Annotated in this window: 17 protein-coding genes and 1 tRNA gene; 14 read left to right on the forward strand and 4 right to left on the reverse strand. The window is 66.3% G+C overall.

Annotated features, from left to right (window positions below; all coding sequences use genetic code 11):
* Positions 1-102 precede the first annotated feature (102 nt).
* From folP to N8888_RS06910, 13 genes are all read left to right on the forward strand, one after another.
* Positions 103-999: a dihydropteroate synthase gene (gene folP, locus N8888_RS06850; protein WP_263177908.1), complete on the forward strand. Its 897-nt coding sequence runs from the start codon at positions 103-105 to the stop codon at positions 997-999.
* Positions 999-1952, forward strand: a complete 954-nt coding sequence (gene miaA, locus N8888_RS06855; RefSeq protein ID WP_065181258.1) for a tRNA (adenosine(37)-N6)-dimethylallyltransferase MiaA — start codon at positions 999-1001, stop codon at positions 1950-1952. Before folP ends, miaA begins: the two co-directional genes overlap by 1 nt.
* 96 nt (positions 1953-2048) lie before the next feature.
* The gene (gene hfq / locus N8888_RS06860; RefSeq protein WP_004152891.1) at positions 2049-2324 is read left to right on the forward strand and encodes an RNA chaperone Hfq; all 276 of its coding nucleotides are present in this window, start codon (positions 2049-2051) and stop codon (positions 2322-2324) included.
* A 14-nt stretch (positions 2325-2338) separates the two neighbouring features.
* A complete protein-coding gene (hflX, locus tag N8888_RS06865; protein ID WP_065174932.1) occupies positions 2339-3649 on the forward strand; it encodes a ribosome rescue GTPase HflX in 1311 nt (436 codons plus the stop codon).
* Positions 3650-3769: 120 nt separating this feature from the next.
* Entirely contained in the window at positions 3770-4264 is a 495-nt protein-coding gene (locus tag N8888_RS06870; RefSeq protein ID WP_053520002.1) for a CinA family protein, read from the forward strand.
* A gap of 34 nt (positions 4265-4298) precedes the next feature.
* Positions 4299-5981 carry a 2-polyprenylphenol 6-hydroxylase gene (gene ubiB, locus N8888_RS06875; RefSeq protein WP_263178365.1) on the forward strand — a complete coding sequence of 561 codons (1683 nt, stop codon included), beginning with the start codon at positions 4299-4301 and terminating at the stop codon, positions 5979-5981.
* A gap of 89 nt (positions 5982-6070) precedes the next feature.
* Positions 6071-6706: a transcriptional repressor LexA gene (gene lexA / locus N8888_RS06880; protein ID WP_263177909.1), complete on the forward strand. Its 636-nt coding sequence runs from the start codon at positions 6071-6073 to the stop codon at positions 6704-6706.
* A 204-nt stretch (positions 6707-6910) separates the two neighbouring features.
* On the forward strand, positions 6911-7948 hold the full coding sequence (gene recA, locus N8888_RS06885) for a recombinase RecA (protein WP_128990793.1): 1038 nt from the start codon (positions 6911-6913) through the stop codon (positions 7946-7948).
* Between the two features lie 110 nt (positions 7949-8058).
* On the forward strand, positions 8059-8553 hold the full coding sequence (recX, locus tag N8888_RS06890) for a recombination regulator RecX (RefSeq protein WP_111186069.1): 495 nt from the start codon (positions 8059-8061) through the stop codon (positions 8551-8553).
* 109 nt (positions 8554-8662) lie between these two features.
* Positions 8663-11311, forward strand: coding sequence for an alanine--tRNA ligase (alaS, locus tag N8888_RS06895; protein ID WP_065181261.1), 2649 nt, complete (start codon positions 8663-8665; stop codon positions 11309-11311).
* Positions 11312-11458: 147 nt separating this feature from the next.
* On the forward strand, positions 11459-11662 hold the full coding sequence (gene csrA, locus N8888_RS06900) for a carbon storage regulator CsrA (protein ID WP_053520007.1): 204 nt from the start codon (positions 11459-11461) through the stop codon (positions 11660-11662).
* Between the two features lie 77 nt (positions 11663-11739).
* A tRNA-Ser gene (locus N8888_RS06905) sits at positions 11740-11832 on the forward strand.
* A 179-nt stretch (positions 11833-12011) separates the two neighbouring features.
* A complete protein-coding gene (locus N8888_RS06910; protein WP_263177910.1) occupies positions 12012-12941 on the forward strand; it encodes a hypothetical protein in 930 nt (309 codons plus the stop codon).
* 66 nt (positions 12942-13007) lie between these two features.
* Here N8888_RS06910 and N8888_RS06915 read toward each other — a convergent pair whose 3' ends face one another.
* Complete coding sequence (locus N8888_RS06915; protein ID WP_263177911.1) at positions 13008-15116, reverse strand: phosphocholine-specific phospholipase C; 2109 nt, start codon at positions 15114-15116, stop codon at positions 13008-13010.
* Between the two features lie 8 nt (positions 15117-15124).
* On the reverse strand, positions 15125-17503 hold the full coding sequence (locus N8888_RS06920; protein WP_263177912.1) for a TonB-dependent receptor: 2379 nt from the start codon (positions 17501-17503) through the stop codon (positions 15125-15127).
* 225 nt (positions 17504-17728) lie between these two features.
* On the opposite strand from N8888_RS06920, the gene N8888_RS06925 reads away from it, so the two are divergent.
* The gene (locus N8888_RS06925; RefSeq protein WP_180876655.1) at positions 17729-18874 is read left to right on the forward strand and encodes an alpha/beta fold hydrolase; all 1146 of its coding nucleotides are present in this window, start codon (positions 17729-17731) and stop codon (positions 18872-18874) included.
* 7 nt (positions 18875-18881) lie between these two features.
* Here the strand turns inward: N8888_RS06925 and N8888_RS06930 are convergent, their stop codons facing one another.
* Together N8888_RS06930 and N8888_RS06935 are read right to left on the reverse strand one after the other, a co-directional pair.
* On the reverse strand, positions 18882-20021 hold the full coding sequence (locus tag N8888_RS06930; RefSeq protein ID WP_065181266.1) for an MFS transporter: 1140 nt from the start codon (positions 20019-20021) through the stop codon (positions 18882-18884).
* A gap of 369 nt (positions 20022-20390) precedes the next feature.
* Positions 20391-21092: a pirin family protein gene (locus tag N8888_RS06935; protein ID WP_053520377.1), complete on the reverse strand. Its 702-nt coding sequence runs from the start codon at positions 21090-21092 to the stop codon at positions 20391-20393.
* Positions 21093-21140: the final 48 nt, after the last annotated feature.

Here is a 21140-nt window from a genome sequence, read left to right on the forward strand (position 1 = left end):
ACCAGCCGTTGCTCTGGCTGTTGTTGTCGCTCTGGCCTCTGCGGGTGCAGGGCGCAGCCCTGCCGAACTAAACTACCCGCCGTTGTCCCTGCAGGATTGCCCATGTTCGATACCTCGCCCCAGCTCGACTGCGCCGGTCGCATCCTGCGCCTGGACCGTGCCCGGGTCATGGGCATCGTCAACGTCACCCCGGATTCGTTCTCTGACGGGGGGCACCATGACACCACGGAGGCCGCAGTCGCGCATGGCCTGAAGCTGGTGGAAGAGGGCGCCGACCTGCTCGACATCGGGGGTGAATCGACCCGTCCCGGCGCTGTACCGGTATCGGTGGAGGAAGAGCTCCGCCGCATCGTTCCGGTCATCGAGCAGCTTGCGGCGCGTACCTCCGTGCCGATCAGCATCGATACCTTCAAGCCTGAGGTGATGCGCGCGGCGGTGGCCGCCGGCGCCGGCATGATCAACGACATCTTCGGCCTGCGCCAGGACGGCGCGCTGGAAGCGGCCGCTGCGGCCAACGTGCCGGTGGTGCTGATGCACATGCAGGGCGAGCCGGGCAACATGCAGGCCGATCCGCACTACGACGACGTCGTTGCCGAAGTCCACGGGTTTCTCGTGCAGCGCCTGTTCGCCGCCGAGATGGCCGGCATCGCGAAGAAGCATCTGGTCATCGATCCGGGTTTCGGCTTCGGCAAGAACACCACGCACAACATGACCCTGTTGGCGCGTTCGGAGCGTTTTCTGGAACTGGGTGTGCCGATGCTGGCGGGCCTGTCGCGCAAGCGCAGCCTTGGCGAGCTGACCGGGCGTGACGCGCCGGCCGAGCGGGTGGCGGCGTCGGTGGCCGCGCACCTGATTGCCGTGCAGCGCGGTGCGCGTATCGTGCGTGTGCATGACGTCGCCGCCACCGTCGACGCACTGAAGATCTGGCAGGCGGTGGACGCCGTGCCGGCGCCACGCGATGACACCCGGGCGACGATCAGCTGGCCGGACGAAGACTGATGGGCGTTGACCGGCGGCCGCTGGCGATTGCCGTAATGGGGCCGACCGCCAGTGGCAAGACGGCCACCGCGATCGCCCTGGCCCGGCAGCTGGATGGCGAGATCGTCAGCGTTGACTCGGCGCTGGTCTATCGCCATCTGGATATCGGTTCGGCCAAGCCCGACGTTTCCGAGCGCGCACAGGCGCCGCATCATCTGCTGGACCTGCGTGATCCGTGGCAGACCTACTCAGCGGCGGAGTTCGCCGCCGACGCCGGCCGCGTCGTCGCCGACATCGTTGCGCGTGGACGGATGCCGATCCTGGCCGGGGGCACCGGCCTGTACTTCCGCGCCCTGCTGCAGGGACTGTCGCCCATGCCGGAGGCCGACCCGGCCCTGCGCGCCACGCTGGCAGCCGAGGCCGCCGAGCGCGGTTGGGCCGCGTTGCATGCCGAACTGGCGAAGGTGGACCCCGCCGCGGCTGCCCGCATCCATGCGACAGACCCACAGCGGATCCAGCGGGCGCTGGAGGTCTATCGGCTGACGGGAACGCCGATCAGCGAGTGGCAGCGCCGGCCCGGCGTGGCGCCGCTGCCGGTACGCACCCTGAAGCTGGTCCTGGCGCCGCACGACCGGGCAATCCTGCACCGGCGGATCGAGGCCCGCTTCGATGCCATGCTGGCCCAGGGCTTCCTCGACGAAGTGCGCGATCTGCGCGCGATGCCGGAAATGGCCGCTGTCGCGGCACCGCTGGACCTGCCGGCGGTGCGTGCGGTCGGGTACCGCCAGGCTTGGGAGCATCTGGACGGCCGGATCGATGCCGGCGGCTTCCGCGACAAGGCGATCTTCGCCACCCGCCAGCTGGCCAAGCGGCAGCTGACCTGGCTGCGGGGTGAGCTTGACGCGCGCTGGTTCGACCCCCATATCGACCACGAGCGGCTGGCCGACGCAGTGTCGACCTTCGTCGCACGCTGAACCGCCGCCAGCCGTGTAACATCACTGTCCGGCGGGCGGCTCGGGGGCCGCGGCGGCCGCCGGCAACCCAATAAGAACAATAATCAGGAGTGAGCAATGTCCAAGGGGCAATCGCTGCAGGATCCTTTCTTGAATGCACTGCGGCGCGAGCGCGTGCCGGTTTCGGTGTACCTGGTCAACGGCATCAAGCTGCAGGGCACGATCGAGTCGTTCGATCAGTTCGTGGTCCTGCTGCGCAATACGGTCAGCCAGATGGTCTACAAGCATGCGATCTCCACCGTGGTGCCGGCACGTAATGTGAAGGTTGGGCCGGGCGGTGGTTATGTGCAGTCGGGTGAAGGTGGTCAGGCAGGTGATGAAGCAGACGAGTAAGACCGGAGCGGTGAATGTTTGACCGCTCGAAAAAGGGTGAACATGCCCTGTTGATCCAGCCGCACTTCGGCAAGCTGGAAGACGACGTGCTGGAAGAGTTCGGTGATCTGGCCCGCTCGGCAGGGGCCAGCATCGCTGCCACGATCACCGCGCGCCTGGACCGTCCCAATCCCTCGACCCTGATCGGCAGCGGCAAGCTGGATGAGATCAAGGCAGCAGCCGACGCCACCGGCGCCGATCTGGTGCTGGTCAACCATGCGCTGAGCCCCGGCCAGGAACGCAACCTGGAACGCTTTCTGGAGCGCCGGGTGATCGACCGTACCGGGCTGATCCTGGACATCTTCGCGCAGCGCGCTCACAGCCACGAAGGCAAGCTGCAGGTCGAGCTGGCGCAGCTGCGTCACCTTGCGACGCGGCTGGTGCGCGGCTGGACCCATCTGGAGCGCCAGCGCGGTGGTTCGATCGGCCTGCGCGGCCCGGGTGAAACCCAGCTGGAAACCGACCGCCGTCTGCTGCAGAAGCGGGTGGAGCAGTTGCAGAAGCGGCTGGAGAAGGTCGAAGTCCAGCGCACCCAGATGCGCCGTGCGCGCGTGCGCAGCGAACTGCCACGTGTGGCCCTGGTGGGTTACACCAATGCCGGCAAGTCGACCCTGTTCAACGCGATGACCGGCGCCGAGGCCTATGCGGCCGACCAGCTGTTCGCGACCCTGGACCCGACGGTGCGCCGCATCGCTGTGCCGGGTGGCAACGTCGTGCTGGCCGACACCGTCGGCTTCGTCCGCGACCTGCCGCACGACCTGGTGGCCGCGTTCCGCTCGACCCTGTCCGAGGCCCGCGAGGCCGATTTCCTGCTGCACGTGGTCGATGCGGCCGATCCGCACCGCGAGGAGCGCATCGCCCAGGTCGACGAGGTGCTGGCTGCGGTCGGTGCGGGTGATCTGCCGCAGCTGCTGGTGTTCAACAAGATCGACCGTATCGAGGGCGCCGAAGTGCGCCACGATGGTCAGGATGGCGTGCCGGACGAGTCGCGCCGCGAGCGGGTCTGGATCTCCGCGCGTGACGGGCAGGGCCTGGAGCTGTTGCAGGCGGTGCTGGGCAAGCGCCTGGGGTTGCAGCATGTGACCGGGGAGCTGCGCCTGCCGCCGGATGCGGGCCGCCTGCGCGCGCGCCTGCATCAGCTGGAAGTGATCCGCAGCGAGCAGGCAGACGAGGAGGGCTGGCTGCTGCAGGTCGATCTTCCGATTGCCGAAGCCGAAAAACTCGCGGCGGGCATTGATGGCGGGCCGATCCGTGCCCTGCTGCCGGAAAAGCTGCCGGAATGGTGAGATAGCGCCGCACAATCCCGGTGCGCGCCGCTGCGTAGTCGGGCGCGTACCGGCCGGGACGCGACACGCGTCTGCGATCTGCGGTACAACAGGCGGGTTCTTCACCCCACTGTCATCTCGATGTCCATCCCTACCGACGCCGACCTCAACGCCCAAGCTGCCGCACTCGGGCAGCGCCTGCAGCAGGCCTCGCTGCAGCTTGTGACGGCTGAAAGCTGCAGTGGCGGCTGGATCGCCAAGACCATGACCGACATTGCCGGTTCCTCGGCGTTTTTCGACTGCGGCATGGTGGTCTACAGCTACGAAGCCAAGCAGCGCCTGCTGGGGGTACGTGCGCAGACGCTGGAGCAGTTCGGTGCGGTGAGCCGCGAAACGGTGCTGGAGATGGTGTCCGGCGCCCTGATCAACTCCGGTGCCGGCATCGCGGTGGCGGTTACCGGCATTGCCGGTCCTGGTGGCGGCAGCCCGGACAAGCCGGTCGGCAGCGTCTGGATCGGCTGGAAGCGCCGCGGCGGATACGCCCGGGCGGAACTGTTCCAGTTCGATGGCGACCGCGAAGCCATCCGCAGGCAAACCGTCGCTGCGGCATTGCACGGTATCGACGCCCAGCTGTGACATGCTGCTGCGGTAATCGTCCGGAGCACGCATGATGTGGGAAACGCTGGGCACCGTCCGTGACCTGGGGAGGCTGCAGGAAATTGCAGCGGTCCTGATCCGTTATGGCTTCGGCGACGTGGTGCGCCGGATCGGCCTGGCCACGGTGCTGGAGCGTGCCGGGCGCCTGCTGCACTGGAACGAGGACCGCCAGCATCTGCTGCGGATGACCGCGCCGGTGCGGGTGCGCAGCGCCCTGCAGGACCTCGGTCCGACGTTCGTCAAACTCGGACAGGTGCTGGCGACCCGTGTCGATCTGCTGCCGCCGGAGTGGATCGCCGAGCTTTCCGAACTCCAGAATGCGGTACCGGCCCTGCCGTATGCGCAGATCCGCGCGCAGCTGGAGGCCGATCTGGGCGCGCCTCCGCAGCAGGTATTCGCCTTCCTCGACGAAACACCGATGGCGGCGGCCTCGCTGGCGCAGGCCCATCGCGCGCGCCTGCTGGACGGCCGCGAAGTGGTGCTGAAGGTGCGTCGTCCCGGCATCCGTGACTTGGTCGAAGCCGACCTGCGCCTGCTGGCACGGCTGGCCGAAATCGTCGAGGCGCGTCTTCCGGATCTGCGCCGTTACCGGCCGGCAGAGGTGGTGCAGCAGTTCACCGTATCGCTGCGGCGCGAACTCGATTTCGCGGCCGAATGCCGCAACGCGGAGCGCATCGCACGTAACTTTGAAGGTCGCGACGACATCCTTGTTCCCGGCGTGCATTGGCAGTGGACCTGCGAAAGCCTGAACGTGCAGGACTTTGTGGACGGCATTCCGGGCCGCGATCTTGCCGGCGTGGACGCAGCAGGGCTGGACCGTCGCGAACTGGCGCGGCGCGGTGCCAACATCGTATTGAAGATGGTGCTCGAGGACGGCAGCTTCCACGCCGATCCACACCCGGGCAACATCATCTATCTGCGTGACAGCCGCATCGGCGTGATCGACTTCGGCATGGTCGGGGCACTGTCCGAAGTGCGTCGCTTCCAGGTTGCGCAACTGCTGCACGGGCTGGTCGAACAGGACCCGCAGGGGGTGGCCGACGTCCTGCTGGACTGGGCCGGGGGCGTGGAGGTGGATGAGAACCGGCTGCAGCACGACATCAGCCAGTTCGTCGACCAGTACCGTGGCGTGCCGCTGAAGGATCTGCGCATCGGCCTGATGCTGGGCGACATCACCCAGTTGCTGCGCAGCTACAGCCTGACCCTGCCGGCCGACCTCGCCCTGATGATCAAGGCGTTCCTCACCCTGGAAGGCATGGGCCGGCAGCTCGACCCGGACTTCGACATGGCCAGTGCCGCACGCCCCTTCCTGGAGCGGGTGGTACTGCAGCGCTACGCGCCGCGGGCATTGCTCAAACGCGGCCGGCGCAGCCTGTTGGGAATGATCGACTTCGCCGGCGATCTGCCGCGCGATCTGCGCAAGCTGGTGCAGGCGGCGCGCCGCGGGCGCCTGCAGCTGAAGGTCGAGACCAGTGCGCTGCAGGGCTTTGGCGAGCAGGTGAACCGTGCGGCCAATCGAATGGTGATGGGCATCGTGACTGCAGCGCTGATCATCGGCTCATCGATCGTCATGCACAGCGTCGGTGGGGTCTCCAGCCGCTGGCTGCTGGCGCTCGGGGTTTCCGGATTCGTCGGGGCCGGTATCTGCGGCGTCTGGATCCTGTTCTCCATCTGGAGAAGTGGCAGGCACGACTGAGTGTCGTTCGCTGCGGTATCGCCCGGCACGCTTCGCCCTGTCGTGTCCGGCACTTGCAGTTCCCGTAGTTAGTAGTAATACTACTAACCATGGACCTGACCGACACCCAGCAGGCGATCCTGCAGTTGATCGCCGAGCGTATCGAGAGCGAAGGCGCGCCGCCGTCGCAGACTGAAATCGCACGTGCGTTCGGCTTCAAGGGCGTACGCGCGGCCCAGTACCACCTGGAGGCGCTGGAGCAGGCGGGAGCGATCCGCCGCATTCCCGGCCAGGCCCGGGGCATCCGCCTGGTGCAGGCTCCCCCCGTGGAGGCCCTGGCCGAGCCCGGGCTGCCCGACAGCGTGCTGCGGCTGCCAGTACTGGGGCGGGTCGCCGCCGGCCTCCCTATCGGCGCGGATATCGGCTCGGACGATTTCGTGGTGCTGGACCGGGTGTTCTTTTCGCCCGCGCCGGATTACCTGCTGAAGGTGCAGGGTGACTCGATGATCGACGAAGGCATCTTCGATGGTGACCTGATCGGCGTGCACCGCACCCGCGACGCCCATTCGGGGCAGATCGTGGTGGCGCGCATCGATGATGAGATCACCGTCAAGCTGCTGAAGATCGCGAAGGACCGTATCCGGCTGTTGCCCCGGAACCCCGATTACAAGCCGATCGAAGTGCTTCCCGACCAGGACTTTTCGATCGAAGGCCTGTACTGCGGCCTGTTGCGGCCGAATCGCTGAAGCGTTCGAAGGTGCGTTACCCCGCGGTCTTTTGTGGCGATTCTCTGGTTCCACCGAGGTTGGTACGGATGTCCGATAATTCTTTTCAAAGCGCCGGGCAGAATCTCAGCCTGTGCGATACGTCCGCCTTAAAGTGAACCCATGGCAAAGAAGACCCCCAAAGACAGCACCCCCAACGAAATGACCTCTGCAAGGACCAATACGATGGACGAGAACAAGAAGCGCGCATTGGCTGCTGCTCTGGGCCAGATCGAAAAGCAGTTCGGCAAGGGCTCGGTGATGCGCATGGGCGACCGTGTGGTCGAGCCCGTCGAAGCCATCCCGACCGGTTCGCTGATGCTCGACATCGCATTGGGCATCGGGGGTCTGCCGAAGGGCCGCGTGGTGGAAATCTATGGACCGGAGTCCTCGGGCAAGACCACGCTGACGCTGCAGGCCATCGCCGAGTGCCAGAAGATGGGAGGCACCGCTGCCTTCATCGATGCCGAGCACGCTCTCGACCCGATCTATGCCGCCAAGCTTGGCGTGAACGTGGACGACCTGCTGCTGTCGCAGCCCGATACCGGTGAACAGGCATTGGAAATCGCCGACATGCTGGTCCGTTCCGGCTCGGTGGACATCCTGGTGATCGACTCGGTCGCGGCATTGACCCCGAAGGCCGAAATCGAGGGCGAGATGGGCGACCAGTTGCCGGGTCTGCAGGCCCGCCTGATGAGCCAGGCGCTGCGTAAGCTGACCGGCAACATCAAGCGCTCGAACACGCTGGTGATCTTCATCAACCAGCTGCGCATGAAGATCGGCGTGATGATGCCGGGCCAGAGCCCGGAGACCACCACGGGTGGCAACGCGCTGAAGTTCTATGCCTCGGTCCGTCTGGACATCCGCCGCATCGGTGCCATCAAGAAGGGCGATGAGATCATCGGTAACCAGACCAAGATCAAGGTCGTCAAAAACAAGCTGGCCCCGCCGTTCAAGCAGGTAATCACCGAGATCCTGTATGGCGAAGGCATCAGCCGTGAAGGTGAACTGATCGACATGGGCGTGGATGCCAAGCTGGTCGAGAAGGCCGGTGCCTGGTACAGCTATGGCGAAGAGCGCATCGGCCAGGGCAAGGACAACGCCCGCGGTTATCTGCGTGACAACCCGACCGTCGCCGCCAAGCTCGAAGCCGAGCTGCGCGAGAAATTCCAGCCGTCCGAGGCCGTCCGTGAGGACGGCGACGACGAAGGCGACGACGAGTAAGTCTTGCTGTGGGGTAGGGTGACGCCGTCAGTGACGTCGCTCTACCCCGCAGGTTCGAACCGCCCAGGATGGGCAGGGTGCCAGGGACGGCGCCACCCCTGGAGGGATTGATGTCCGACAGCGACGAACCTACCTCGACAGGCCGAAAGCGCCGGCCTCGCGAGCAGACTCCGGTGCAGCGGGCACTGGGCCTGCTGGTCCGCCGGGAGCATTCACGCAAGGAATTGACCCGCAAACTGACTGCGCGGGGTATCGAAGACGAAGCCGCGCAGGCAGCGGTCGCCAAGCTGACCGAGGCGGGGTGGCAGGACGACACCCGGTTTGCCGAGAACCTGGTACGCATGCGGGCCAACACCGGTTACGGCCCCATCCATGTGCGTGCCGAACTGGGGACCCATGGGCTGGACAGTGCCGCGATTGCCGCAGCGATGGACAGCTACGAGGGCGACTGGCAGGAGAACGCCCGTGATCTGGTCCGCCGCCGCTTTGGCGAGGCCGGCCCACAGGACCTGGCGCAGCGCCGCAAAGCGGCGGATCTGCTGGCGCGGCGGGGCTTCGACGGTGACAGCATCCGCCGTGCGACCCGCTACGACCCTGACGATTGAGACTGGCGGCGCCGGGCCTGATACCCTTTAGGTTTTCGGCGGTCCGTCGCGACCCTGGCCCACGCGGCCGGTGGTCCGGGTCCGCCGGCCCGCAGACTGCCAGCCCCCAATGAACGCACCCGCCAAATTCACGACCTCCCAGATCCGCAGCGATTTCCTTGAATTCTTCAAGGGCAAAGGCCATACCATCGTGCCGTCGGCACCGCTGGTGCCTGGCAACGATCCGACCCTGCTGTTCACCAACTCCGGCATGGTGCAGTTCAAGGACGTGTTCCTCGGTGCCGAGAAGCGCAGCTACGTGCGCGCGGCCGATGTCCAGCGCTGCCTGCGCGCGGGTGGCAAGCACAACGATCTTGACCAGGTTGGCTACACCGCCCGCCATCACACCTTCTTTGAAATGCTGGGCAACTGGTCGTTTGGTGACTACTTCAAGAAGGACGCGATCGCGTGGGCGTGGGAGCTGCTGACCCAGGTCTGGAAGCTGCCGGCCGAGCGCCTGCTGGTGACCGTCTACCAGACCGACGACGAAGCCTACGAACTGTGGCGCGACATGGTGGGGGTGCCGGAAGAGCGCATCGTGCGGATCGGCGACAACAAGGGCGCGCCGTTCGCGTCGGACAACTTCTGGCAGATGGCCGACACCGGCCCGTGTGGTCCGTGCACCGAGATTTTCTACGACCACGGCGACCACATTGCCGGCGGTCCTCCGGGGTCGCCGGATGAGGATGGCGACCGCTTCATCGAGATCTGGAATCTGGTGTTCATGCAGTTTGACCGCCAGCCGGACGGCACTCTGGTGCCGCTGCCGGCGCCGTGCGTGGATACCGGCATGGGTCTGGAACGTCTTGCGGCGATCCTGCAGCATGTCCACACGAATTACGAGATCGACCTGTTCCAGGCTCTGATCCGCAAGGCCGCCGAGCTGACCGGTACCTCCGACCTGGAGAACAAGTCGCTGCGCGTGATTGCCGACCACATCCGCGCCTGCTCGTTCCTGATCGTCGATGGCGTCCTGCCTTCCAACGAAGGACGGGGCTATGTGCTGCGCCGTATCATCCGCCGCGCCCTGCGCCATGGTTGGATGCTGGGTGTGCGCCAGCCGTTCTTCAGCAAGCTGGTGCCGACGCTGGTTGCACAGATGGGCGAGGCCTATCCGGAGCTGCCGGCGGCAGCGGACACCGTGACCCGCGCGCTGCAGGCTGAGGAGGAGCGGTTCGCCGAGACGCTCGACGCCGGCATGAAAATCTTCGAAGACGTTGCGGCAAGGGCCGGCAATGGCGTGATCCCGGGTGGTGACGCCTTCCGCCTTTACGACACCTATGGCTTCCCCCTGGACCTGACCCAGGACATCGCCCGCGAGCGTGACCTGACGGTCGATATCGCCGGGTTCGATGCGGCGATGGAACAGCAGCGCGAGACCGCGCGTGCTGCGGGCAAGTTCGGCGGTGGCGTGACCCTGCCGGCCGAGCTGGTGGCGACGCTCACCCCGACCGTATTCCTGGGCTACGACCGCCTGCAGGCCGGTGACCTGACCGTGCTGGCGCTGCTCAAGGAGGGGCGTCCGGTACAGTCGGCCAGTGCCGGCGATGCCGTCATCGTCATCACCAACCAGACGCCGTTCTATGCCGAGTCCGGCGGCCAGGTCGGCGATACCGGCGTAATGACCGGCAACGGCGTGCGGCTGGCGGTGGAAGACACCCAGAAGTTCGCGGGCCAGTTCCACGGCCATGTCGGTACCCTGACCGAAGGCGACCTGAAGGTGGGCGATGTGCTGGCTGGCGAGGTCGACGGTGAGCGCCGCGGCGCCACCATCCTCAACCACTCGGCCACCCACCTGCTGCACGCGGCCCTGCGCGAAGTGCTGGGTACGCACGTGCAGCAGAAGGGCTCGCTGGTGGCGCCGGACCGCCTTCGTTTCGATTTCTCGCATTTCCAGCCGATCAGTGCCGAAGAACTGGCCGTGATCGAGCGCAAGGTCAATCAGCAGGTGCGTGCCAACAATGTTGCCGAAGTGCACTCCATGGGCATGCAGGAAGCACTCGATTTCGGCGCAATGGCACTGTTCGGAGAGAAGTACGGCGAACAGGTCCGGGTACTGAAAATGGGCGACTATTCCACCGAACTGTGTGGTGGCACCCACGTCAAGCGCACCGGTGATATCGGCCTGTTCAAGATCACCTCGGAAGGCGGTGTCTCCGCGGGCGTGCGTCGCATCGAAGCGGTCACCGGTCAGGGCGCCCTGGATTACGTCGATGCCGAAGAGGCGCGGTTGTCCGAGGCGGCCGAGCTGCTGGGTGGCAGTGCTGCCGACGTGGTCGAGAAGATCCGGGCGCTTGGCCAGCGCCAGAAGCAACTGGAACGTGAACTGGAAGCGGTGAAGGCCAAGGTTGCCGCGGGTGCGACCGCCGACCTTTCCAGCCAGGCGGTCGAGGTCGCGGGCGTGAAGGTACTGGCGGCCCGCCTGGAGGGCTTCGACGCCAAGGCGCTGCGCGATGCCGTGGACCGCCTGAAGCAGCAGCTGGGAGACGCGGTGATCGTGCTGGCAGGTGCCCAGGACGGCAAGGCCGCCCTGGTCGCCGGCGTGAACGGCAGTGCAACGGGCCGGGTCAAGGCCGGGGAACTGTTGTCGCATATCGCCGGTCAGATCGGGGGCAAGGGCGGCGGACGCCCGGACCTCGCCCAGGGTGGTGGCGAGGACGGGCCCGCCCTTGCCACTGCACTGGCTGCCGTCGTCGAATGGGTCAGCCCCCGCCTGTGATGAAGCCTGCCGTCCCCCTTCTTGTAGGAGCGGGACGGCTGACGGTACCATTGCGAATCTTTTCCCTTTGTCGTGGTAGCGCTTCTTGACGAAGCGTCAAGCCGGTGGGGGATACCCTTCCACACGGTTCCATGGAGACTTACAAAAATGTTGATCCTGACTCGCCGCGTCGGCGAAACCTTGATGATCGGTGACTCGGTGAGCGTCACCGTGCTCGGCGTCAAGGGTAACCAGGTACGTATCGGCATCACTGCGCCGAAGGACGTCGCTGTGCATCGCGAAGAGATCTACCAGCGCATCCAGCGTGGTGACGAAGCCGGCAGCGCCGGTGGTGAAAATTCTGCGGAATAAGGCTTTACCTTCGCGCGTGATTAACGTTATGATTCACGCCCCGCTGAGGTGCGACGCACCCCTGCGGTGAAATCCCCGGAGTGATGCCCGAGTGGCCGAAGGGGCTCCCCTGCTAAGGGAGTATAGGGTCAAAAGCTCTATCGAGGGTTCGAATCCCTCTCACTCCGCCAGATACTCTGAAAAGCCCCTGGAGACAGGGGCTTTTTTGTGGCCGGAATTCTCCCGTGCAGCACGTTGCCCATCACCTGCAGGAATCGAGTCTGCGCTGATTGCTGGACTTGGATTGCAGGTTCTGATGTGCTGAGCCGGTACGCCGACGGATCGGCGATCGATGGGACGGGAAGTGCGGATGCAGATTTCATTGAAGCGCGCTCTGATCGTGGGCGGCGTGGCAGTTGTCGTGTTGACCGGCGGTTATGTCCTGTGGGGCCGCGCGGATTCCATGCCGCAGGCGATTGCGGCGCACGCGCCTCACACGCCTCACACGCAAGGCCGCACTGACGTCGCACCCGTGCCCTCAAAGCAGCATCGTGCCGCTGCGCGAACGGGTCCGCAGCCGCCGAATCCCCAGGTCTTCCGCCGGGTAGGTCCGAAGGCATACGAGATTGCCGGCAACCGTGAGCGGCGGCCGCCGGGCGATGCGCTTGAGTACATGAGGGTGATGAAGCGGCGTTCCGACGCCGGTGATGCGGATGCGAGCTATCTGATGGAGTTGACGGTGCGCGAGTGCAGGAACCTGATCAAGCATGATCCGGTCGCGTCATTCGATTTCCTTCGTAATGCAGGCATGACGCCGGATCCTGCCTCGTTGGTCAATGATGAGCGTCGTCTGGGCGAGTGTGCATCTTTGGTAGCTGCGCCTGCCTTCTATCATGGAGCATGGCTTGCCAGGGCCGCCTCGCAGGGTTCAATCGAAGCCAAGCTGCTTTACGCGGCCGATCCCGAGACCGTCATCGGCCCTCCGTCGGAGTGGCTTGCGAATCCGGAATCCCTGGTCAGATGGCGGGAGAGTGCGATGCGCCATCTCCATGATGCTGCGGCAACGGGAAGCCTCGATGCGGTCAGTCACCTGTCCAGCGCGTACGACAAGGGAAGAATCACCGCCTACGATGGCGTGAATGCCTATGCATATGCCTTGGCCGCTGCCAAGGCAAATCCGGCACATATGCCGGCGAGGAGCCTGCAGGAGTTGCAGGCGAAGTTGAGCCCTGCACAGCGCGAGGCTGCGCGCGAGCGGGCGACGCAGGTGTACGCGGACTGCTGCATCGCAGATCAATGACGCGCAGTCCCGATTCCGTCGGTTTCGATGGGGCAGGACGCGGCCTGCCGGGTTTCGTCCTCGACCTCAATCGTGCTGGAACCGCAAGGGTTCACTGCCCATCGCCGGATCGCTGGTGCCGGGGCGGCCATCCTCGACGCGCCCTGCCAGGCGCAGCGCACCGCTTCCAGCGCTGACATGCAGGTCGTACCACCCTGCGGTGGGGGCTGCATCCCAGGCCAGCGATGTTTCCGAGCGCGCGGGGATGTCCAGAGTCTGGTCGGGCATGTGCCCGGCATAGGCGCCTCCCTGCACGCGGACCCGGCAGGGTTCATTGCCCGGGTTACGCAGAAGCAGGCGAAGCTGACCATCGGCGCGCTCCACGTCCGCCAGCAACATCGGGGAGGTGGCATCGCCGCGGAAGTGGCGATGGAATCCATTGGGGCCCAGCAGCCACAGGTCGAAGCGGCCATCGGCAGCAAGTGGCCAGCGCGCCTGCACGGGCGTGCCCGGCACCAGCGTGTAACGCCTCGGAATCGCGTCCAGGCGCAGCCGGTCGTAGACATGCAGTACCGCTGCCGCTCCTTCGCAGGCCAGCTGCAGATCGATGCTTCCGGCGGCCAATGCGGTGATCCGGGCCTGCGGCCGATAGGGCAGGGCGCGTGCCGGTCTTACCCCGGCTTCCTGGCGTGCAGGGTGCAACCCCTCCGGCAGGGCAGGCACGGTCCGGCCCGGCAGGGCCGCCGCGCGCGCGGCCACCGCATCGACGTCAGGCAACGCTTGCACGAAGGGGCGGGTATCGCGCTGGGCGAAATCGAACGCGTGGGTCAGATCGCCACAGACCGCGCGCCGCCACAGTGAGATGCCCGGTGCGGGCACACCGAAGCGGCGTTCGATCAGGCGCAGTACCGAGGTGTGGTCATACACCTGCGAATCGACCCAGCCGCCCCGGCTCCAGGGCGAGATCACATACAACGGCACGCGTGGGCCCAGTCCATAGGGGCGGCCACGCAGCTCGGCGGCGTCGTACTTCTCGTCGCCAGGCGCAGGATGCCGATGGTATTCGCCTTCGGTGCCGACCGACGATGCGCCGGCCCAGCCATCCTCCAGCGGTGAAGGCGGGGCGGGCGGCGGCACGTGGTCGAAGAAGCCGTCGTTCTCGTCGAACATCAACAGCAGGGCGGTACGACTCCAGACCTCCGGGTCAGCGGTCAGCGCGTCGAGCACGCGCGCGGTGTAGGCCGCGCCCTGCGCGGGGCTGGAGGGGCCGGGATGTTCGCTGCCGGCAGCGTCGGCGATGATGAAGCTGACCTGTGGCAACTGCCCGTCGACCACATCCTGACGCAGCTGTGCCAGCCCGCGCGTGCTGACCCCGCGGGCGCGAAGCTGCGGATCGTGACCCGGTGCAGCGCGGTACGCCTGCCGGAAGGTCTCGAATCCCGCCAGCGGGTTGTCGGTGAAGTTGTCGGCCATGTCCTGGTAGATCTGCCAGGACACCCCCGCCTGCTGCAGCTGCTCGACGTAGCTGGCCCACTGGTAGGACGCCGGATGGCCGCCGTGCTCCGGGAAGTTGTCGTGGGAGTTGGCGATCACCGGGCCGCCGGCGCGGGCAAAGGGATCGTTGTGGCCGGTCCACAGGAATACCCGGTTCGGGTTGGTGCCGGCCTGGATCGCGCAGTGATAGGCATCGCAGACGGTGAAGGCATCGGCGAGTGCGAACTGGAAGGGCAGGTCGCTGCGCTGGAAGTAGCCCATGGAGTGATTCTGCTTGGCTTTGGGCCACTGCCCCATGCGCCCATGGTCCCAGGCACGCTGCGCGTCAGGCCAGGTGTGCGGCGTGCCTTCGACGCGCATGTAGCCGAAGTGCGCGGCGGTATCCAGCGGAAACGGTGCGATCGCCCGGCTGCCGCTGGCATCGGGTTGCAGCCACAGGGTGCGCGCAGCGCCACCGCCCGCCAGGGGGGCGGCCGGGGCCACGAAACGATCACCGAATCCTCGCACGCCCGGCAGGGTACCAAAGTAGTGATCGAACGAGCGGTTCTCCTGCATGAACACCACGATGTGCTGCAGGTCCTGCAGGCTCCGGGTGCGTGCATCGGGGGCGATCGCGGCGGCCCGGGCGATGCTCGGCAGCAGCGGTGAAAGGCCGGCGGCAAGGCCGGCCTGCAACAGTCGGCGACGGCCGATATCGTTCACGGGTTCACTCACAGGTCCACGCGGAAGGAGATGCCGACGGTGCGCGGAGCGCCGATGAAGGCGCTGTCGCGGCCGTCGACACCTGCAAGATACCGCTTGTCGGTGAGATTGCTCACCACCAGGTTCGCACCCATGCCCTTCAGGCGTGGCGACAGGCCCTGCAGATCAAAGCCGATGTTGGCATTGAACACCGTGGCCGAGGGGAGGCTGCTGGCGTTGGCGGCATCGAGGTAGCGCGTTCCCAGATAGCGACCTGACAGGCCGAAGTTCCAGTTCTCGCCCTGCCAGTCAGCCGAGACCACCAGGATCTGCTCGGGCTGGCCGATCACCTTGGCGCCATCGACGATGCCCAGCTGGGCGTCACGCGCGGAATCGCCGCTGCCGAGGTACTTCGAGCGGTTGTAGGTATAGGCCGCGTTGATCCGCCAGCCGTTGTCCCAGCCGTATCCGAGCGCCGCTTCCAGGCCATTGCTCTCCACGCCCCCGAAGTTCTCGTAGACGCCGTCGGTCTCGCCCAGGTAATCGATGCCGCTGACGAAACCGGCCGGCAGGTAGACGATGCGGTTGTCGAACTTGATGTTGTACAGGGTGACCGAGGCGGTCAACGGCCAGCGGCTGATGCGCATGCCGAGTTCGATGTTGTCGGCGGTCTCCGGCTCGACGTTGCGGAAGCGCTGCGGATCGGTCTCGCCCAGTACGCCGGAGGGGATGGCCGCGAAGTTCTGCGAGAAGCCTGCGAACAGTTCCATGCCCTGCACACCGGGTGCCCAGGTGAAGCCGGTGGACAGCAGCGGATCGGACTTTGAATCGGACGTGACGTTCTCGGCGGCGCCGATCACACGCCGGCGGGACTGGTCCACGAAGAACTGCTTCACGCCCAGGCGCGCGCTGAAGGGGCCGAAGCGGGCCACGTCCTCGATGTAGTACATCTGCTCATCGACCTTGTACCGGTCTTCGAACTGGACCCAGTACGGCTGGTGATCGAAGGCGATGTCCTGCCCGACGTTGAGCAGCCGGTGCCAGTCGCGGCGTGCGGAGCGGTCCAGCTTTTCCACCCACAGGCCACCGCGCACCGTGTTGTCGATGCTGCCGAAGGTCTGCCGCCACTCGACGTCGGCAGTGACGCCCATGCGGTCGTTGTCGTAGTGGGTGTGGCGGTAGGACTGGGCGCCGAGCACATTTCCGGCGTAGCAGCCCGGATCATACTCGGCCGTGAAGCCCAGCCGCGGCGTGCAGGTGGCCAGACGCTGGGCGGCGCTGCCATCGGGATTGACGAAGTAGATCTGGCCCCGGTTGCTGCCGCCGTACACGGTGCTGCCGCCGGTGTACTCCGACTCGGGGCGACCGCTGCCATCGTCGCTGACCTGCGCCAGGTACGGCGGCAGCCAGTCCCCGCGACCCTGCATGCGATGACCGTAGGCCGCCATCGAGGACTTGAAGCCGTTGCCACCGTCAAAGGCCGCGCGCAGGTAACCGAAGGTGTTCTCGCGCAGGGCACGGGAACCGGAACGGAAGTTCTGGTCCAGATAGGGAATGCCGGTCAGGGTGCCGACCAGGTTGTCGCGGTCCGGATTGGTGGCGAATCCCTGTGGCGAAACGCTGGTGTACTCCGGTTCGTCGGCATCGTTGTAGGACAGATAGCCGGTGAGTGTCCAGCGGTCCAGTTCGGTGACGAACTTGCCGGCGATATGGTCGTTGCGGGTGCGGCCGCTGCCGTCGATCCAATCGTGCACGCGCGCCGAGGATGCACTGACCCAGGCACGGGTGTGGCCGCCAAGCACGCCGGTGTCGTAGCGCACGTAGTACTTGCGCGCTTCATTGTCACCGGCACCGACGACGAAGCGCAGCCGGCTGTCCTGCAGTGGATCGCCGGTGAGGAAGTTCAGGGTGCCGCCCAGCGCCTCGTTCGAGCGCGAGGAGATGTCAGCCGTGCCCTGGCTGACCTCCACCGTTTCCAGGTCCAGAGTGTCGATGTAGCGATTGGCCAGGGAGCCACCGCCGTAGCCCGAGCCACCATTGGGCAGGCCATCGATGGTGGTGCCGATCTGCTGCGTATCGCGGTTGGTGACGAAGCCGCGCATGCTGATCTGCGTGCCCCACACCGACGAACCGGTGGCATCGGCCTCGCTGACGACCACGCCGGGCACTTCGTTGAGCGCGTCGTTGACGCTGCTCATCACCAGCTGCCGGTTCAGTGTTTCCGTGCGCACCGCAGTCTTGGCGTAACTGGTTGCCTGGCCGATCACCTGGACCTGGTCCAGCGTGCGGGCGTCGCTGCGACGTGTCGTGTCACCCTCTCCCCGCGGTGCTTCGGCGAGGGCGTCCAGTGTGGGCGCGATCAGCAGGGCAAGCAACGAGATACGGGGAGTACGCGCATGCGTTGGCATCGAAACCGGACCTTCACGAGTGGGGGAAGCCCCGGAGTGTCGGCAGCGGCAGTGACGTGACGGTGACGTGCAGATGCAGCCTTCATTGCACCCGCGGCGCGGGAGGCGCCCTGCACCAAGCTGAATCGATGCTGCGCTGTCATCAAGCCGTCATCGAGCCGCGATAGATGGCAAGCGCGGTGCCCGCTAGGCTGCCACGCTGTCGCATTTCTTCCCTGATCGCCCATGAAGCGCCCGCTGCTGCTGTTGCTGGCGTGCGCCGGCCTATGGCTGGCTGCATGCTCTTCCTCGATGAATGCCGCATCCACCTCGCTCGCCGACCGCCTGGTCGCGCCCGGCGGCGTGTCGACGCTGCTTGACCAGCCGCGCATCGCTGCGGCCATTGCCGGGATTCCCAATCGCCATGGTTTCGCGCCGGGCCGTGATGGCGTGCCGATCTTCTGGCGCGTGTTCGATCCGGGCGACTACGGCGCCCGCTATCGCTATCTGCCGCAGCGGCATGAGAATGGCCTGCCGCTGGACACCGGACTCAGCCTGTCGGTGCCGCAGCCGTTCCGGGCACAGGCGCCGCGTGGCACCGTGGTGCTCCTGCACGGCTGGATGATGAACGGCGATTCGATGCTGCCGTGGTCATTGCAGCTGGCCGGATCGGGCTATCGCGTGGTCACGCTCGACCTGCGCAACCACGGTCAGTCCGGGGCTGGACCCTCCGGCTATGGCACCTACGAATCGGACGACGTGGTCGATGTGATCGCTGAGCTGCGCGCACGCGGCGAAGTCACCGGGCCCCTGTATCTGTTCGGCGTGTCCTATGGCGCGGCGACGGCGGTGTTCACCGCTGAAAAGCTCGGTGACCAGGTTGCCGGCGTCGTCGCGATGGAGTCGTTCGCCAATGCCGGCGTAGCCATCCGCACGATGATTCCGCACCTGATGGCGCTGCAGCCGGAAGGGTGGAAGGCACAGGCCGTGGCCTCATATGCGCGGTGGCGTTATGGCGGACAGGACATCGACCAGGTGATTGCTGCGGCCAGCCGCCGCATCGATGTCGATCTTGACCATGTGGATGTGGCTCGCGCGCTGGCCGACACGCGCGCCTGCGTGCTGCTGCTGCACGGGCAGGGCGACCAGCACATTCCTGTGAGCCAGGGGCGCGAACTCGCGCAGGCCAACCCGCGGGCGCACTACATCGAGATGCGCGGCGAGGACCATATCACCCTGCCGCTGCGGCTGGATCTGTTGGCCGGTGTGGTCGACGACTGGATGGCGCGCGACGAACGGCACCCCCCGTCCACCTGCCCGGCGCCGCAGCTGCCGGCACAGGCCGAGTGGCTGGTGCACGATGTGCCGGCAGCGGAGCCGGCACGCGGTTGATGCATCGTCAGGACAGCCGGCGCGCTAGTGCCGGCGCCGACAGCGCGACACCGATCAGCAGTGCCGCCACGCAGAGGAACGCGAAGCCCAGGCTGCTGGCATGGGCCAGTGCGCCGATCGCGGCCGGGCCGGCGAGAATGCCGGCATAGCCGAGTGTGGTGACCGCCGTGATGGCGATGTTCTCGGGCATCGCGCGCTGCTGTCCAGCCATCGAGAACAGTGCCGGCACGATGTTGGCGCAGCCCAGGCCGACCAGCGCATGGCCCGCAAGGGCAACCGGCAACGATGGCACCAGGGTGGCCACGGCAAAGCCGGCCGCAGCGGTGATGCCGCCGATGACAAGGGTGCGGGTGCGGCCGAGACGCTCGACGATGCCATCGCCGAACAGGCGCATGGCTGTCATCGCCAGAGTGAACACCGCGAAGCCCGCGCCGGCCTGGTCGCGAGGCACCTGCCGTACCTCGGCCAGGAACACGGCGCTCCAGTCCAGCATCGAGCCTTCGGCGAGAAACACCACGAATGCCAGCACGCCGATGAACAGCACCACGCCATGTGGCAGTGCCAGCAAGGGGCCTTCGTGCAGGATCCGTTGCGGACGCCAGTGCGGTGCCGACAGCACAGCTACCAGCAGCAGTGCCGCCGCCGCGAGCAGCGCGGCCAGCCAGAGCGGTGTGCCCAGGATCAGCAGACCGGTCATGCAGCCGGCGCCGACAAAGCCACCGATGCTGTAGAAGGCGTGGAAGCCGGACATCATCACCCGGCCGGCTTCGCGTTCGACGGCCACTGCCTGCATGTTCATCGTGCAGTCCATCGCACCCACGCCCGCGCCGAACACGAACAGGGCCGCACCGAGCACGAAGGGCGAAGGCGGCACCGCCAGCAGCGGCAGTGCCAGCAGCACGAGTGCACAGGTGACCACCAGCAGCCGACGGCAGCCGAAGCGACCGGTCAGCGCACCGGCCAGCGGCATGGCCAGCAGTGAGCCCAGCCCGAGGCACAGCAGCACGGCGCCCAGACCGGCGTCGGACAGCCCTGCCTGGGCCTTGGCGAAGGGCACCATCGGCGCCCACGCGGCGGTGGCGAAACCGGGAATGAAGAAGGCGGCGCGGGTGGCGTGCTGCTGGGCACGTGGGGAAGAAGGCGTCATGCGCGGTAGGAAGCTCCAGTGAACCGACATGGAAGCGATTTCATGGCGGTTCGGCAAGTGCCAACGGAGGGGGGGCGACATGCATACGATTGCAGCGCGACAAGGGCGAGGCGGCATCGAACCCCGCCCCGCACCGCGACGGTGATCTGTGGCCGCGTATGGACAGACCCCACGAGAGCTTCTGTTCAGAACCCGCAGATGATGGCCGATCGGATCCAGCCCCGGCGTCTTCTGCAACTGGATGCGAGCCATGCTTCGCTGGCGTCGAAACCGGCCGAGGTGACTGCGTTGATTCTGGAGGCCTGCGCCGCCGTCGGCGGTTGAGGCCAGAGGTCGCCCGCGGTACCGGTCGGCACCGCGGGCGTGACTTCACAGCGGCAGGTCGAACACCAGCACTTCGGCGTCGTTGCCGTTCTCCAGCGTCAGCTGCGCTTCGTCGCTGATCTGCAGCGCATCACCGGCTTCCAGGGTGATGCCGTTGACCTGCAGCTGGCCACGGGCGACCTGCACATAGGCACCGCGTCCGCTGCCCAGGGCGTGGTGCAGCTTGTGGCTGCCGTCGAGCAGGGTGGCGAAGATGCGGGCATCCTGGTGGATGCGCAGCGAACCATCTGCACCGTCGGGCGAGGCGATCAGGCGCAGCTGGTTGCGCTTGCTGTCCGGCGTGAAGTGGGTTTCCTCATACGACGGGGTGATGTTCTCCGTGTCCGGGAAGATCCAGATCTGCAGGAAATGCACGGGTTCGGTGGCCGAGTGGTTGAACTCGCTGTGGCTGACGCCGCTGCCGGCGCTCATGCGCTGCACATCGCCGTAGCGCAGTACCGAACCGGTGCCCATCGAGTCCTTGTGTTCCAGTGCGCCGCCCAGCACGTAGGAGACGATCTCCATGTTGCTGTGGCTGTGGGTGCCGAAGCCCTGGCCGCCGATCACCTTGTCCTCGTTGATCACCCGCAGCGGACCGAAGCTGACATAGCGCGGATCGTAGTAGTTGGCGAACGAGAAGGTGTGGCGCGAGGACAGCCAGCCATGTTCGGCCAGGCCACGGGTAGCACTCTTGCGGATCTGCAGCATGGGATATCTCCTTGTTCGATGTTTTCGATGGGGCGGGGCAGGGCATTG

The organism is Stenotrophomonas maltophilia (assembly GCF_025642255.1).
Taxonomy (GTDB): Bacteria; Pseudomonadota; Gammaproteobacteria; order Xanthomonadales; family Xanthomonadaceae; genus Stenotrophomonas; species Stenotrophomonas maltophilia_P.

Coding starts and splice junctions, on each gene's coding strand:
- miaA (WP_065181258.1), top strand. CDS start 999: ATGGGCGTTGACCGGCGGCCGCTGGCGATTGCCGTAATGGGGCCGACC.
- folP (WP_263177908.1), top strand. CDS start 103: ATGTTCGATACCTCGCCCCAGCTCGACTGCGCCGGTCGCATCCTGCGC.
- N8888_RS06935 (WP_053520377.1), bottom strand. CDS start 21,092: ATGCTGCAGATCCGCAAGAGTGCTACCCGTGGCCTGGCCGAACATGGC.
- alaS (WP_065181261.1), top strand. CDS start 8,663: ATGAACGCACCCGCCAAATTCACGACCTCCCAGATCCGCAGCGATTTC.
- N8888_RS06920 (WP_263177912.1), bottom strand. CDS start 17,503: ATGCCAACGCATGCGCGTACTCCCCGTATCTCGTTGCTTGCCCTGCTG.
- N8888_RS06870 (WP_053520002.1), top strand. CDS start 3,770: ATGTCCATCCCTACCGACGCCGACCTCAACGCCCAAGCTGCCGCACTC.
- N8888_RS06910 (WP_263177910.1), top strand. CDS start 12,012: ATGCAGATTTCATTGAAGCGCGCTCTGATCGTGGGCGGCGTGGCAGTT.
- N8888_RS06925 (WP_180876655.1), top strand. CDS start 17,729: ATGAAGCGCCCGCTGCTGCTGTTGCTGGCGTGCGCCGGCCTATGGCTG.
- recA (WP_128990793.1), top strand. CDS start 6,911: ATGGACGAGAACAAGAAGCGCGCATTGGCTGCTGCTCTGGGCCAGATC.
- csrA (WP_053520007.1), top strand. CDS start 11,459: ATGTTGATCCTGACTCGCCGCGTCGGCGAAACCTTGATGATCGGTGAC.
- N8888_RS06930 (WP_065181266.1), bottom strand. CDS start 20,021: ATGACGCCTTCTTCCCCACGTGCCCAGCAGCACGCCACCCGCGCCGCC.
- recX (WP_111186069.1), top strand. CDS start 8,059: ATGTCCGACAGCGACGAACCTACCTCGACAGGCCGAAAGCGCCGGCCT.
- hfq (WP_004152891.1), top strand. CDS start 2,049: ATGTCCAAGGGGCAATCGCTGCAGGATCCTTTCTTGAATGCACTGCGG.
- hflX (WP_065174932.1), top strand. CDS start 2,339: ATGTTTGACCGCTCGAAAAAGGGTGAACATGCCCTGTTGATCCAGCCG.
- lexA (WP_263177909.1), top strand. CDS start 6,071: ATGGACCTGACCGACACCCAGCAGGCGATCCTGCAGTTGATCGCCGAG.
- ubiB (WP_263178365.1), top strand. CDS start 4,299: ATGTGGGAAACGCTGGGCACCGTCCGTGACCTGGGGAGGCTGCAGGAA.